The organism is Pseudomonas sp. RC10 (genome assembly GCF_038397775.1).
Classification (GTDB): domain Bacteria; phylum Pseudomonadota; class Gammaproteobacteria; order Pseudomonadales; family Pseudomonadaceae; genus Aquipseudomonas; species Aquipseudomonas bambusae.
Genome location: NZ_CP151650.1, coordinates 2436845 through 2450409, shown reverse-complemented (window position 1 = coordinate 2450409; position 13565 = coordinate 2436845). Strand labels below are relative to the sequence as shown.

Sequence of the window (13565 nt, the reverse complement as noted above, 5' to 3'; positions counted from 1 at the left end):
CGATTTTTCGTCGGAATGCCGCCCAGAATGGGTTCGCTCCCACAGGTTTCGTGCCAGGCAGTGTTTTGGCGTGTCAGCAACGAATCGAAACTGAAACTATCCTCACGACTGCCGCTGCACCTGCATCTTCACCACTGGCGTCGCGATGGGCGCTGAGTCCGAGACCACCACCTTCGCGTGCATCTGTTCACACCCGCCGCCGCGACGCATGCCACGCACTGGGCAGGCGTCGAGGTAGTCCAGACCCACCGCCAGTTTTAAATGACGCTCAGGAATGGCCAGTTGGTTGGTCACATCGAAGCTGTACCACGCACCATCGATCCACGCCTCTGCCCACGCATGACTCGACAGATGCTCACTGCTGTCGCTGTACAAATATCCCGACACGTAACGCGAAGGCACGCCAAGACTCCGGGCGCAGGCGAGAAACGCGTGAGTATGGTCCTGACAGACCCCTGCCCCGTTGGCAAAGGCTTGAGCAGCACTGGTATCGACGGCCGTTGAGCCCGGTGTGTAAACGATGTGCTGGTTCAGCGCCTGCATCAGATCGATCAGCCCGGTCCGATCCGTGCGTGCCTTCGATTCCCGAGCCGCGAACTCACGCATGGCTTCGTCCGCTTCGGTCAGACGGGTGAAGCGCAGGAACGGCAGCGACGACTGGCTTTCATGTTCGGCTTCACGCTTCTCGTCGATTTCAACCTGCCCACGCGCGCCGATGACGATGGCCTCATGGGGTTCGTCCAAGGTCAACACGTGCAGAATGTTGCCGAACGGATCGACCTGCGCACGCACCGGGCGCGGCAGTGCCAGTTGCCAACTGAGCACCTGCTGGCGCTCGCTGTCGTGGGGGGTCAGACGCAAATACTGGATGCTGGCGCGGACCTGATCGTCGTAGTGATAGGTGGTCTCGTGACTAATGGACAGTCTCATGCTGCCTCCAGATAGGAAGTGTGAATAACGTTACCCAGTTGGGCCAGCAGCGGAATGAATTCGTTCAACCATTCGTGCAGGCCTTCGCCGAGGATTTCGTCGATGCCGGTATAGCGCAGACGAGCGTCGAGTTCGGCGGCCAGGCGTTGCGCGGGACGGCCATTGGCCCCCGGCAGGCTGGCGAGAATCAGGTCCAGTTCTTCAAGACAGGCGCGCAGTGAACGCGGGATGTCGGCGCGCAACAGCAGCAATTCGGCGACTTGACGCGCACCCGGCGCGTCGCGGTAGACCTCGGTGTAGGCTTCGAACGACGACAGTGCCCGAAGCAAGGCACTCCACTGGTAGTAACCCGCTGCTGAGCTGTCCGCTGCCGCGTTGGCAGACGGCCCGCGCAGTTCAAGCATTTCATAGCGGGCATCGAGCATGCGCAGGGTGTTGTCGGCGCGTTCGATGAAGGTGCCCAGCCGAATGAAACGGAACGCGTCGTTACGCATAATGGTGCCGTAGGTCGCCCCACGAAACAGGTGCGAACGCTCTTTGACCCACTCGCAGAACCGACTCATGCCATATCGGCTCAGGCCCTGTTCGGCGATGCCGCGAATTTCCAGGTATGTCGAGTTGATGTTTTCCCACATGTCCGCGGTAATACGCCCACGTACCGCATGGGCACTGGCCCGCGCCGCCGCCAGACAGCTGAAAATACTGGCGGGATTCTCGGCATCCAGCGCGAAGAAATGCAGCAGGCGCTCGGCATGAAGATCGCCGTGGCGCTCGCGGTAATCGTCCAGGGTTCCGGTGATCAGCAGCGGCATGGCGAGTTCATTGAGGCCATCCCCGCGTCCGTCCTGAGGCATCAGCGACAGCGAGTAACTGACGTCCAGCATCCGTGCGAGGTTTTCCGCCCGCTCCAGGTACCGCGACATCCAATATAAATCCGAGGCAGTTCTACTTAGCATTGGCAGGCATCCTTAATCCTCGACCACCCAGGTGTCCTTGGTTCCGCCACCCTGCGACGAGTTGACCACCAAAGACCCTTCGCGCAACGCAACGCGGGTCAGTCCACCGGGAACCACGCGGGTTTCGCGGCCAGACAACACGAAGGGGCGCAGGTCGATGTGTCGCGGGGCGATGCCGTTCTCGACGAAGGTCGGACAGGTCGACAGGGACAAGGTAGGTTGAGCGATGTACGCGTGAGGCTTGGCTTTCAGACGGGCACGAAACGACTCGATTTCCGCCGCCGTCGCCGCCGGCCCGACCAGCATCCCGTAGCCACCGGAGCCCTGGGTTTCCTTGACCACCAGATCGCCCAGGTTGGCGAGCACGTGGGACAGCTCTTCCGGTTTGCGGCATTGCCAGGTCGGCACGTTCTTCAGGATCGGCTCTTCGTCGAGGTAGAAGCGGATCATGTCGGTCACGAACGGGTACACCGATTTGTCGTCGGCGACCCCGGTGCCAATGGCGTTGGCCAGCACCACATTGCCCGAGCGATAGGCCGACAGCAGGCCCGGCACGCCGAGCATCGAATCCGGGTTGAACGCCAGCGGATCGAGGAACGCGTCGTCGAGGCGACGGTAGATCACGTCCACTGCCTTCGGGCCGTCCGTGGTGCGCATGAACACGCGGTCGTCGCGCACGAACAAGTCGGCGCCTTCCACCAGTTCCACGCCCATTTCCCGCGCCAGGAACGCGTGTTCGAAGAACGCGCTGTTGAACCGGCCCGGCGTCAGCACGACCACGCTCGGGTTATCCAGCGGGCTGGAGCTTTTCAGCGTATCGAGCAACAGGTTCGGGTAGTGATCGACCGGCGCGATGCGTTGCGCGGCGAACAATTCGGGGAACAGGCGCATCATCATTTTGCGGTCTTCGAGCATGTAGCTCACGCCGCTTGGGGTGCGCAGATTGTCTTCGAGGACGTAATAGGTGCCGTCGCCATCGCGCACCAGGTCAACCCCGGAGATGTGCGAATAGAGGTCGCGATGCAGGTTCAGGCCTTGCATTGCCAACTGGTACTGCTCGTTGGCCAGCACCTGTTCGGCAGGGATGATCCCGGCCTTGATAATACGTTGGTCGTGATAAAGGTCAGCGAGGAACATGTTCAGCGCCTTGACGCGCTGGATGCAGCCGCGCTCGACCACGCGCCATTCACTGGCGGGGATGCTGCGAGGAATCGTATCGAAGGGGATCAGACGTTCGGTCCCCTGCTCGTCACCGTACAACGTGAAGGTAATCCCGGCGCGATGAAACAAAAGATCGGCCTCACGCCGACGCTGAGCGAGCAACTCAGGTGGCGCTTCACCCAGCCAGCGGGCGAATTCCCGATAATGCGGACGGACAGAACCGTCGGCATCGTACATCTCATCATAAAAGGTGCGGATCATGCCGTACTCCTTGTCACCATGGACACTAAGGCCTTCGCAAGGCCCGTGCCATCGGCATAAACGCTTTGAAATCAATGAGTTGAATAAAACAGCGAAAGCCTTCGCACCATTCCTGTGCAAGAAGCGCTCTAACCCATTCCCCTACGCTTCAAAGAGAAGCGTCCTGCTGCAGAAAAACCTATTGGAAGCATAGTCAGAGTTGATTTCCCGGCCTGACTTTGTTCGTGAATAATCGCGCCATTCACGCAGATAACCTCGCTGCAGACTGCATCGGCGAGTGTTGGCGTGACAGGATTGCGTACCGATATTCCCTTTATGCCGCTCCTATCCGAGCGGCTTTTTTTTGCCCTGTTTTTGATGTTCTGCGAATCAATGTCGTGCTTGATACTTTGGCGAACTTGAACCTGTAGGAGCGAATTCATTCGCGATTGGTAGGTACAGCCAACACATCTCCATTGCCCGAACCCTTTTTTCGCGAATGAATTCGCTCCCACAATGGGTGACCACAAAGCTTGAGGCCAGGCACCGCTCTAATGAAGCCGCTTGATCTCCTGCTTCACACCCCACCCCTCGACCTCGCCATCCAGCCCTAAAATGGCGGTCTGGAAATCCTGCTCGAAGTCGCCGATGCCGTCGTAGGTGGCGTACATCAATTTGCTCAATTGCAGGTGCCACGCCCCGTCCTCACGGGCGTTGACTTGGGTGTTGAGGGATTCACCGCGAAATTTTTCCGCTGCCTGACGTGCCCGCTCCTCGTCCGGGAAGACTGCGTAGAACTCGATAGGATGGATACGGGCGAAGTCGAAACCGCCTTCTTTCATGCGGCGCAGTACGTGACTGCTGATGTCTTCTTGATAGGTCGTGCTCATGAAACGTCCTCCTATGCAACGATAGATAGAGTTTCAACCATCCCGAAATGCCCTTGAAGGGCATCAAGCGACGGATCATCCGTCACCCGGGATTCAAGCATGTCGCTGACAAGGCCGGTGCCGCTGTTACAAATCAGGCATCCGTACGCGAACTGGCGCGGGTAGATGCTTCACCGGCCTCAATCGCAGACTACGCCCATTTCTGGCGCGTTGCCAATTGGCAACCGTTGGAGATTGCACAGGTTTTTTCAGGACGCCTCCACGATGGAGATGATCTGCACCGCATTCTGCTCCTTCAGGATTTCAGCCGTGGGCGCCCTTGATCGACCATCCAGATCGTTCAGATCAAGCTCATTGACGACCGGGAACAGAATCGGGCGCAGGTGCTGCGCAGCTTCCTCCTCACTGGGACGGTGCTCCAGTTCAAGATTGTGGCTCTGCTGCACCCCATCTTTATCCTGAAACGAAATAGTCCAGACTTTCATCAATGTCTCCTCAGTCAGGCCGCACGTCGGCCTACCGAAATCGGACTGCGCGTTTTTAGCATTCGTTCAACGTTTTTTGCCTTGGCGCAACGGGACTTACGCGCAAAAAAAAGAGGCCAGACAGGCCTCTTTTTTCATGCAGGACGCGGCTTACGGCTTGGCGTCTTTCACACCGGCCGTGTTGTCCAACAGGCTCTTGGTCGCGGTCTGCAGGAAGCTGTCGAGCTTCTTGCGCAGTTCGGCGATGTCAGGCGCGTTCGGAACCAGTTCAGCGTGGGGTTTGGTGCCCAGTTCGTAGTTGTAGATCTTCGGTTCCATTTCCTTCGGCTCGATCAGGATGCGGTTGCCAGTGACGATTGCCACAGTCTGCTCGCTGCCCGAGGGTTTGATCACGCCGAAACCCAGGTCGCCCGCTGGCAGGTTCAGCAGGTCACGGCCCCAGCACTGGTGCACGGTGTCGCCGCCCAGGCGGCCCATGATGGTCGGCACGATGTCGATCTGTGTGCCGACAATGCTGCTGCGCTTGCCGAACTTGTCTTGCAGGCCCGGTGCGATCATGAGCATCGGCACGTTGAAGCGGCCCAGGTCCATTTCGGTGATCTGCTCGTTGTTGCCGAACCCGTGGTCACCCACGACCACGAACAGGGTGTCCTTGTAGTACGCCTCTTTTTTGGCCTTTTCGAAGAACTGCCCCAGCGCCCAGTCGGAATACCGCATGGCCGTCAAATGCTCGTCCAGAGTGCCATGACCCGTGACGCGCTCCACCGGCAGGTTGGCGGGCAGCGCGTACGGCGTGTGGTTCGACAGGGTTTGCAGCAAGGCATAGAACGGCTTGCCCTTGGCTTCGCGGTCTTTCAGTTCCTGAGCGCCACGGTCGAACATGTCCTGGTCGGACACACCCCACGTCGGGTCGGAGAACACCGGGTTGACGAAGTCGTTACGGCCGATGAAGTTGGTCATGCCCTGGTTGCTGAAGAACCCGGACTGGTTGTCCCATGCGAAGTCACCGTTGTAGACGTACACGTCGTCATACTTGCGTGCGCCGCTCAGCAGTTGCGGCAGGCCCGACAGCTTGTGGCTGCCTTCCGGGGTCTGCATCAGGTATTCGAAACCCGGCAGGTTCGGGAAGCACGCCATCGTCGCAAACATGCCCTGGTGGGTGTGCGTACCGTTGGAGAAGAAGTGATCGAACAGCAGGCCCTCTTCCGACAGCTTGTCGAAGTACGGCGTGATGTTGGACTCGTCGCCCAGTGCACCTACGGAGTGACCGGCGAAGCTTTCCATCAGGATCACGACAACGTTCTTGATCGGAAGCGTGTTGGCAGCCGGAGGATTGAAGTCGCGTCGAACGGCGGCCTTGTCCGAATCCACCAGCTTATCGTTGGCGGTCAGCAGCATGTCGCGCACGGTTTGCTGGGCTTCTGCCACCGGGAGGGTGGCCTTCCAGATGTTGTCGCGGTCTTCGGACATCCGGCTCTTCGCAGCCGCGATCAGCGTCAGCGTGCCGTTCAGGCCCAGCGTGTTGGCGAAATTCGATTCGGTGGTGTACGCATCACCCCAACGCAGTGGAGGACCTTGACGCAAGGTGCCGCGCGCTGCGATCACCGCGACCATCAGACACAGCACGAAGACGCCGACCCGGGTGTACCACGGTGCGACGATGCGGTTGCTGGAGCTGCCAATATTGAAGCCGCCGCGCGGACGGGTCGCACTGTCGATGCCTTTGAACACCAGACTGAGCAGCCAGGTCAGCAAGGCCCAGGCGAGCAAATAACGCACCACCGGGTAGCCGTACCAGATCATGCTCAGCACGGTTTTCGGGTCTTCTTTCACGTACTGGAAAACCAGGCCGTTCAGGCGCTGGTGGAATTCGCGGTAGAAATCCATCTCCATCAGGCCGAAGAACGTGGTCAGGCTCGCGACCAGCGTCAGCCAGAAACGGAAAAGACCCCGTGCGGCCATCAAACGCGCGCTGAACAAGGCCAGCAGCAGCGGGATCAGGATGTAGACCACCAACCGCAGGTCGAAACGCAGACCGTTGCCGAACGCCTCAATGAATGTCGAGGCCGGCGTCGCGCCGATCCCTTCGCGGTTGTAGACCAGCAGCGCGACGCGCAATAAGGTGTACAGCACCATCAGCGCCAGCCCGCTCAGCAGCGTATAGGCCAGGTGCGATTTGACGGTAGGTTGCGGCGCGCGCGCCGGGGCGTCCGGTTTGGCCATGTGTCGTAGAGTCCGTTGGATTCAGGTTTAAGTTCGAAAAGCCTGTGCGCCCGGTGACATCGAAAGAACGCCGGTGTGGGTCGCGGGGGGCAAATATTACGTGATCGCCCAGTGTTTACCACCAATGCGGCGCATTCTTCATGACCGGGTCCGCGTTGAAAGCTCTCGTCAATCTTGAAGAGGTCGCAAAGCGATGCGGAGTTTCGCGACGAAACAGTGAAAATTCCGTCGTTTGAACGAGGTTCTAACATTTTCTTACAAACGCTTTTTTCTCATTTGTCGCAGAAGGTTTGGGCGTAAAGACCCACCGCATACTGAATGGCGTTGAATACTTCAGGGGCGTGTTCTGCCAAGGAGGCATTTCCTTCAAGCGATGCGTTCACGGCCGCGATCAGCTTCAACAGGCGCGGCTTCGGTTTGCGGATATTGCACGTCTGCGCCAGCTCCAGAATGCCCAGGCGCGAACCGAACAGGCTTTTTGACCCCGCCAGTCGAAGGGCCAGGGAGTCGTCTGGCAGATAGGCCGTGGTGTTGACGATGTCATAGGCCGGCGCCAGTTGCGCATCGGCGCCCAGTGGATCGCGATACAGCAGGCCGAAATTCTTCAAATGGGCATCGCCGTTACCCACCATGCAACTCAAGGCCACAATGTCGAAGCACTGCTCAAGGGATGTCTGAATATGCTCAGGCGCGCAGAACAACCGAATGGCCCTGACGATCTTTTCATAGCTGGAATCGTACTTCTGCTCGGTGCCCAATCCCGTCAGGACCGCCATGTCCTCAAAGCCGATCGGACGCTGCTCGGCATCGCGATCAAAGCGTCGCATCACGAACAGTTGGAGATTATCGGAAAGGTAAAAGTCCGGGACTGGCATTCCTGCCCTACGTGCGGCGTCCATGCAGACATATTCGTTGATCGCCAGCCCCGGAAAGTCCGCACGTCCGGATTTGACGATCAGCTCTGGCATCAACAGCGTGGCTTTGGGATCGGCAGCGAAGGCTCCCTCCGGGACGATGACTTTGGGTTGTACTCCCGAGATGCCCGTGCGCAACAGATAGCGGTCAACCAGTTCGGCAAACAGGTCTTCAGTACCGTCCCACGTGAGGATCTGGCTCAGGCTTTGCCCTTCGGCAGCGTTCTGCGCCCCCAACAGCTCATCAATCATCGCCGACTGAACCGCGACACGGCCGATGGGGGAACCGCTGCCGGTCAACGCCATCAGCAACATCGGGTTGAGGGGCGTGGTTTTGGCGAGACGATTGCGCAGTTGCTCCAGCACGTATCCTTCCGGCAGGTTCATCTGGAAGACGGGATGCAGGTTGCGGGAAATAAAGGCTGCATCACGTACGGGCATCGTCAGGCTGATTTGCGAAGTGGGCGTGGCGTCCAGGCCGTAGCGGAACAGGTAGTCACCCGACTCTGCCCCCGACAATTCACCGCTTTCGCCCTGCGGCGTCAGAATACGCACCCGGTCCACCGGCTTCATCGAAAGACCTCCCTTAATTCTTCAAAGGAGGGACGCCGGGCAGGGACCACGCTGATTTCGGCACCGAGGGCTGCCAAAGCGCTCGCATAGAACTTCATGGAGACGGTAGGACTGCCTTTTTCGATCTCCGCCAGCTTCTGCCGTGTTAGCCCGGATTGCGCCGCCAGTTGAAGCTGCGTAAGGCCCCGTGCCTTGCGCATGCTTTCAATCTGATGCCCCAAACGTTCGATGAGGAGATTTGCGTCCATTTGTCATGCCTGCATAACATTGTTCGATGTATGGAATGTATAGCGAACAATGGTACACAGCAACGACAATGTTATTTATACGTAACAAAATTAAGAAAATGTCATATATAAATAACAAAACGCCCGACGGGCCATTGCACGTCAGGCGTTAATGTTCTGAAGCCGTTAGACCGAGGTCTAGATTCGTACATTGCCCCGTGGACCGGCGATGGCCCAGATGATCAGGCCCAGCACAGGCAGCAGTGCGATCAGGAGCACCCAGAGGATTTTCATGCCGGTTTCGGCGCCGCTCTTCAATACGTTGATGATGGCCCAGATGTCGAGGGCCAGAATGATCAGTCCAATCAGACCATTAAAAGTGGAACCCATGGTGTCGCTCCTTAATGAGGCTTGCCCTGTTAGGAGTGGCGACGCTTGTCCGGGGTTCCGTGGGTTGTGGGGCTCATGACACAAATATGCGGTGAGTACCCTAACGACGTGGCTTGGTCAGCGCCGCGAGCGCGGCAGTGATCACCACCGCCAGCGTCACGCCCATCGCCACCGCCGCGAAAATCCCCCATGGCTCGACCATGAATTTGAGGCAGAGGTAAAACGCGACCACCCCGATGGCGCCAATCGCGTTTCCGCGAACGATGGCCCCGAGTTCGTGACGACCACCCTGCACGTGAGCGAAAACAGCCAGTGGCCAGGCGATGACGGGGATCGGTGCAAGAAAGCCGCTGACCACTGGCCCGAGCCATTGCGCGCCCGCCGTGATGGCCAGCAGCAGCAAGGTGGCGGTCAGCATGCGCATCGGGATGACCCAACGCGGCACCGGCACATAGCCCCCTGCCCCGGCTTCCGCCCCTGGCGTCGTCGCGCGAATGATCGCCGCGACCAGGCACAACGTCACCGCAATGGATGCCACGAGCGAGCCGATTCCGTTCATGACCAGCGCCACGCACACGTAAAACGCCAGGGCGCCCAGGCAACCGATCAAGGCCGAGGCTCGGCGCGTCACCCGGTAATAAAAGAGATAGGTCGCCTGGATCGCCGCCACACCTGCCAGCGCGCCCGGAACCGCCTGCGCCGCAAAGCCAGGACCTTGCTCCAGACTCAAAAACAGCATGACCGAGGCCGAAGTGACCGGCAAACCGGACAGCAGCCCGCCGATATGGGTGCCCCAGCGCTTAGCCGCCAGTGAAATGGACAGCATCAGCAACGGGGTAATCAGCAACTTGAGGTAAAACGCAGTCATCACAGACACATCCCGGCGAACAGCATGGGCCTCACAACGACAACGCGTAGAAGCGCGTGTCCACCACCATCAGCGGAAAGGTGTCGGGCAGCTGGTGTTGCTCGATGAGTTCGAAACCGTGCTTCTCGTAGAAGCGATGGGCCGCCAGAAACTTCGCGGTGGTGCCGAGGTAAATGCGCCTCACGCCGCGAGCTTTCGCCTCATTGATCAGGCATTCGAGCAACTGGCGAGCCACGCCGTACTCCCGGCCCCGCCAAGGGCCTGCCACGAACATTTTCCGCAGCGCCGCTTCCTGACTGCCAATGTCCTTGAGACCGATGGTGCCGACCACGTCCCCGTCCTTGCGCGCCACCCAGAAGTCGCCGGTGCCGGTTTGGTAAAACGACTGGATCTGCATCAGGTCAGGCTGATCTTTCGCGGTGATTTCAATCCCGAACTCTTCACGCTGAATGGGCACGATCAAATCAACGATGCCCTGCTCGTCGTCCGGCGCGTATCGGGCGATGTGGATGTCGGAAGAGGTCACGCCTGGCTCCTGAAAAAACTGAAATATCCTGAGAATTTATAGATGAAGCGAACTCACTGCTGAGCCTTCAGCGCCTCTAGCGCAGGTTCGATCAGGATGCCCAGCTCGACGCCCAACGCTATTACGCGGGCCTGATCGTTGCCAAACACGAGCACGGTCTGAAGCTCATCGTCCAGCGGCTCGCTCAGGTTCATCAGCACGTAGCCACCCATTTCCTTGTTCATGCTGCCGAGCTGGATCTGAATCCGGTTCAACGCAGTCAGGGGCTCGGTCTTGGCGAGCTGTTTAGGCTTGATATTGAAGGTCACGCCGGGGCCGAAAGAGGCCGTGATTTCGCTGAACAGGTCCATGTAGTTGTCGGCCTGGAACATCACGGTTTCCGGCAAGCTGCCGACCACCACCCATTCGCCCAGCGGAATGGGGAAGGTGTCGTCGTAGTTGATGTCCGGATTGGCGGCGAGAAAGGCCTCGGGGTCGGCGTACGCCCGGGAGGCTTCGTCGGCAATCGCGTCGATTTCCTCGTCGCTCATGCAGCCGGAGCTGATTTTGCTGATGAATTCGATGAGTGAAGCTTTCATGGCGAAGGAGTCCGGACGAAAAAACAGGCGCGAAGGATAGCCGGAAATCCTTCGCGCCTCTATCGGTTAACGCTGTAACGGAACCAGAGTACGCCGCAGCGCAGGCTCTTTTTTCGGTTAAACCATCAAACGCGTCAGTTGCTCTGCAGTGTCGGTTGCGCCCATGGTCTGGGCGGCCATCAGCGGTGTTACCCCCTTGGCGTCTTTGGCGTTGGGGTTGGCCCCGTTGGCGATCAGGTAATCGACGATGGCAGTGCGATTGAACATTGCGGCCATCATCAGCGCGGTACGACCGTCGCCCCCTGCGCCTTCAACATCCGCCCCGCCTTCCACCAGCAGTTTCACCACGTCCAGATCGCCCTTGAAGGCTGCCCCGGCAATCGGACTCTGGTTATTGTCGTTGCGGATTTCAGGGTCCGCGCCGTGTTTGAGCAACACGCTCACAGCGTCCTGGTGGCCGTGATAACTGGCGAGCATCAACAGCGTGTCGCCCTTGTGATTGCGTAAATTAGGGGTCAACCCGTTTTCCAGCAAGCGGTCCAGCATCACGGCATCACCTGCGCGAGCACGGTCGAACACCTGTTCTGCGAACTCCAGCGCTTCTTCATCGGTCATGCGGGTGGCGGTGCCGGGGTTGTTTGGGGTGTCAGACATTCCTTTCTCCTGTAGCGCCGCACGGGGGCACCTTTGATCAATCGTGTTTCTCGCCATCGGTGCAACAGAACGTTGAGAGGCCCGCAGTCTGGGCCAAGTTCCACGCTCATCTGCTGCGATGTTGCGAACGATGGCAGGCACGGGCCTGTTTCGCCAGCGAACCTTTTTGATCACCGCTATAGAGAAGGCCGTTTATCGCCCGCAGGAAAAATCCGGGTAACACGGTGAAATAAATCCAGGGTATCGCTGTCTCAGATTTCAACAGCGCCTCATCTCCCCCTCCTCCCCACTCCCTCTACTCCGGCAAAATGCAGGATGCCCGATGGTCAATCTTGCAAAATGCACGAAGCAGTAAATATTCAAAAACCATAACTCATTGTTTTTAAAGTAATTTTAATAGACATCAATACTGGCACAGTCACTGCACTAGTCCTACCAAGCTTGTTATCACTGAGCAATGGAGCCGCTAGACATGACTTTCATTCAAGAAAAATTCGCATCCGTATTTTCCGACTTCGAAGTCAACACCCAGCCTCGTCCCGACGGTGGTGTGCTGTTGTCGCTGCGCAATCACGAAGGCAAACAGATCCGTCGCTCGGTCTCGTACGCTCAATTGCACACCCCGGTGCAGCTGGAATGGGTGATCAGCGCGATTCGCCGTGACCTGGCGGCTCAGGCCAGCGAACTGCCAGCGATTTCCATGCTGCAGAGCCAACACCGTTTCGATCTGCCGACTTATCACACGCGTTAAGCGTCTGCGTGGATACTGCGGGCATTGACTGACGCACACTCCGCACAAAACCGCGATCGCACTCAGTGCGATCGCGGTTTTTTTTGCGCAGTCGGTTCAGGCGTCAACGGATGTTGCGTACGCCGGAACGTTGGTTGCGCTTAGCGGATGATGCCTCGGCACAGCGCTTCGCCCACGGCTTGCGCGCGGTTGGTCACGCCCAATTTGGCGTAGATGCTTTTGAAGTGATGCTTAACGGTGGCCTCCGACAGTTCTTTGATTAATGCAATTTCCCATGCGGTCTTGCCCTCTCGGGCCCACTTGAGGATTTCCAGCTCTTTACCGGTCAATGCCCGGGTCTGAAACTGTCGCCCCTTGCCCGCGACATGCAACATAGGAACGAGGCTGGTCACCAGATAACGGTCGTTATGGCTGAGTGGCCGTTCCATGCCGTTGAGCGAACAGACGCTGACCACGCCCCGGTTGACCCGGTTTTCGCAGGTGTAGCCGTAGGACAGGGCCGGGAGCAGGTCGCAGTCCTCGACCGCCGCCAGATAGGCCGACGACGGTGGATAGGTGTCGAACGCGTCCGCCCATTCGAGAAACCCCATGGTGTGGCGAAAGCACCGAATGACCGGGTCTTCGATCATCAGCCGCCCCTGGTTGTAAAGCTCTTTCCAGTAGACGTCGACGTTGGACGTGATGCAGTTGAGCAGCAATCCCTCGCGGTACTGATAGAACATGGCTCGTTCGCAACCGCATTCCGCTCGGAGCCAGTCCAGCGCGTTGGCGATGGCGGCGTTGCCGTCCTGTTCGGTGACGCTGCTGACCATCTGCTCTATCAATGGGCTCAGCGTCCCTGTTGTTACGTTTTTCATCTTCCCCTCCGTTTAAAAAACGTGCTGTGTCGTCCCTGAATGGCGCTTTAGAGTTTTAAGTGGACAGCGGCCTGTCGACGCGCCAAGGTCTGCACGGAGGTCCGTGAGCAGGGCGCGCTCAAAGGCCTTCAGGCTTCGACAGACAAAGGGTTACACAGTCTGAAGGGGTTAAACACAGGGGTTAAAACAAACAGGCATGCCTGACTGATAAACAGGCGACTTCTTACACAACAACCAAAACTTGCTTACATTTTTCCAGCTTTTGAAACAAAAACGGCTCACATCAAGGATGCGAGCCGTTCAAAAGACGAGCAGTGGATCAAGGCCGAGCCCTGCTGGTGA

Annotated in this window: 15 protein-coding genes; 1 reads left to right on the top strand and 14 read right to left on the bottom strand. The window is 58.5% G+C overall.

Annotated elements, in window-relative coordinates; genetic code table 11:
- Positions 1 to 102: 102 nt before the first annotated feature.
- The 13 genes from AAEO81_RS11400 to AAEO81_RS11340 form a co-directional block, all read right to left on the bottom strand.
- A complete protein-coding gene (locus AAEO81_RS11400; RefSeq protein WP_341963723.1) occupies positions 103 to 930 on the bottom strand; it encodes a transglutaminase family protein in 828 nt (275 codons plus the stop codon).
- Positions 927 to 1886 carry an alpha-E domain-containing protein gene (locus AAEO81_RS11395; protein WP_166594961.1) on the bottom strand — a complete coding sequence of 320 codons (960 nt, stop codon included), beginning with the start codon at positions 1884 to 1886 and terminating at the stop codon, positions 927 to 929. The genes AAEO81_RS11400 and AAEO81_RS11395 overlap by 4 nt, the downstream gene beginning before the upstream one ends.
- Before the next feature lie 12 nt (positions 1887 to 1898).
- Entirely contained in the window at positions 1899 to 3308 is a 1410-nt protein-coding gene (locus AAEO81_RS11390; protein ID WP_341963722.1) for a circularly permuted type 2 ATP-grasp protein, read from the bottom strand.
- A 530-nt stretch (positions 3309 to 3838) separates the two neighbouring features.
- Entirely contained in the window at positions 3839 to 4177 is a 339-nt protein-coding gene (locus AAEO81_RS11385; RefSeq protein ID WP_166594959.1) for a ribonuclease E inhibitor RraB, read from the bottom strand.
- 248 nt (positions 4178 to 4425) lie between these two features.
- Positions 4426 to 4662, bottom strand: a complete 237-nt coding sequence (locus AAEO81_RS11380; protein WP_166594958.1) for a hypothetical protein — start codon at positions 4660 to 4662, stop codon at positions 4426 to 4428.
- A gap of 150 nt (positions 4663 to 4812) precedes the next feature.
- The gene (locus AAEO81_RS11375) at positions 4813 to 6885 is read right to left on the bottom strand and encodes an LTA synthase family protein (protein WP_341963721.1); all 2073 of its coding nucleotides are present in this window, start codon (positions 6883 to 6885) and stop codon (positions 4813 to 4815) included.
- A 272-nt stretch (positions 6886 to 7157) separates the two neighbouring features.
- Complete coding sequence (locus AAEO81_RS11370) at positions 7158 to 8372, bottom strand: type II toxin-antitoxin system HipA family toxin (RefSeq protein WP_341963720.1); 1215 nt, start codon at positions 8370 to 8372, stop codon at positions 7158 to 7160.
- Positions 8369 to 8620, bottom strand: a complete 252-nt coding sequence (locus AAEO81_RS11365) for a helix-turn-helix domain-containing protein (protein ID WP_341963719.1) — start codon at positions 8618 to 8620, stop codon at positions 8369 to 8371. Before AAEO81_RS11365 ends, AAEO81_RS11370 begins: the two co-directional genes overlap by 4 nt.
- Before the next feature lie 177 nt (positions 8621 to 8797).
- Entirely contained in the window at positions 8798 to 8989 is a 192-nt protein-coding gene (locus AAEO81_RS11360) for a PLD nuclease N-terminal domain-containing protein (RefSeq protein ID WP_166594949.1), read from the bottom strand.
- 100 nt (positions 8990 to 9089) lie between these two features.
- Positions 9090 to 9857, bottom strand: coding sequence for a hypothetical protein (locus tag AAEO81_RS11355; RefSeq protein WP_341963717.1), 768 nt, complete (start codon positions 9855 to 9857; stop codon positions 9090 to 9092).
- Between the two features lie 31 nt (positions 9858 to 9888).
- Positions 9889 to 10383, bottom strand: a complete 495-nt coding sequence (locus tag AAEO81_RS11350) for a GNAT family N-acetyltransferase (protein ID WP_341963716.1) — start codon at positions 10381 to 10383, stop codon at positions 9889 to 9891.
- Between the two features lie 53 nt (positions 10384 to 10436).
- Positions 10437 to 10961, bottom strand: coding sequence for a hypothetical protein (locus tag AAEO81_RS11345; protein WP_341963715.1), 525 nt, complete (start codon positions 10959 to 10961; stop codon positions 10437 to 10439).
- A gap of 117 nt (positions 10962 to 11078) precedes the next feature.
- Positions 11079 to 11615: an ankyrin repeat domain-containing protein gene (locus AAEO81_RS11340; protein WP_341963714.1), complete on the bottom strand. Its 537-nt coding sequence runs from the start codon at positions 11613 to 11615 to the stop codon at positions 11079 to 11081.
- A 472-nt stretch (positions 11616 to 12087) separates the two neighbouring features.
- On the opposite strand from AAEO81_RS11340, the gene AAEO81_RS11335 reads away from it, so the two are divergent.
- Complete coding sequence (locus AAEO81_RS11335; RefSeq protein ID WP_166594944.1) at positions 12088 to 12366, top strand: DUF3509 domain-containing protein; 279 nt, start codon at positions 12088 to 12090, stop codon at positions 12364 to 12366.
- A gap of 140 nt (positions 12367 to 12506) precedes the next feature.
- Here AAEO81_RS11335 and AAEO81_RS11330 read toward each other — a convergent pair whose 3' ends face one another.
- Positions 12507 to 13223: a LuxR family transcriptional regulator gene (locus AAEO81_RS11330; RefSeq protein WP_166594943.1), complete on the bottom strand. Its 717-nt coding sequence runs from the start codon at positions 13221 to 13223 to the stop codon at positions 12507 to 12509.
- Positions 13224 to 13565: the final 342 nt, after the last annotated feature.

Coding starts and splice junctions, on each gene's coding strand:
- AAEO81_RS11395 (WP_166594961.1), bottom strand. CDS start 1,886: ATGCTAAGTAGAACTGCCTCGGATTTATATTGGATGTCGCGGTACCTG.
- AAEO81_RS11365 (WP_341963719.1), bottom strand. CDS start 8,620: ATGGACGCAAATCTCCTCATCGAACGTTTGGGGCATCAGATTGAAAGC.
- AAEO81_RS11390 (WP_341963722.1), bottom strand. CDS start 3,308: ATGATCCGCACCTTTTATGATGAGATGTACGATGCCGACGGTTCTGTC.
- AAEO81_RS11375 (WP_341963721.1), bottom strand. CDS start 6,885: ATGGCCAAACCGGACGCCCCGGCGCGCGCGCCGCAACCTACCGTCAAA.
- AAEO81_RS11340 (WP_341963714.1), bottom strand. CDS start 11,615: ATGTCTGACACCCCAAACAACCCCGGCACCGCCACCCGCATGACCGAT.
- AAEO81_RS11330 (WP_166594943.1), bottom strand. CDS start 13,223: ATGAAAAACGTAACAACAGGGACGCTGAGCCCATTGATAGAGCAGATG.
- AAEO81_RS11400 (WP_341963723.1), bottom strand. CDS start 930: ATGAGACTGTCCATTAGTCACGAGACCACCTATCACTACGACGATCAG.
- AAEO81_RS11335 (WP_166594944.1), top strand. CDS start 12,088: ATGACTTTCATTCAAGAAAAATTCGCATCCGTATTTTCCGACTTCGAA.
- AAEO81_RS11370 (WP_341963720.1), bottom strand. CDS start 8,372: ATGAAGCCGGTGGACCGGGTGCGTATTCTGACGCCGCAGGGCGAAAGC.
- AAEO81_RS11355 (WP_341963717.1), bottom strand. CDS start 9,857: ATGACTGCGTTTTACCTCAAGTTGCTGATTACCCCGTTGCTGATGCTG.
- AAEO81_RS11345 (WP_341963715.1), bottom strand. CDS start 10,961: ATGAAAGCTTCACTCATCGAATTCATCAGCAAAATCAGCTCCGGCTGC.
- AAEO81_RS11385 (WP_166594959.1), bottom strand. CDS start 4,177: ATGAGCACGACCTATCAAGAAGACATCAGCAGTCACGTACTGCGCCGC.
- AAEO81_RS11380 (WP_166594958.1), bottom strand. CDS start 4,662: ATGAAAGTCTGGACTATTTCGTTTCAGGATAAAGATGGGGTGCAGCAG.
- AAEO81_RS11360 (WP_166594949.1), bottom strand. CDS start 8,989: ATGGGTTCCACTTTTAATGGTCTGATTGGACTGATCATTCTGGCCCTC.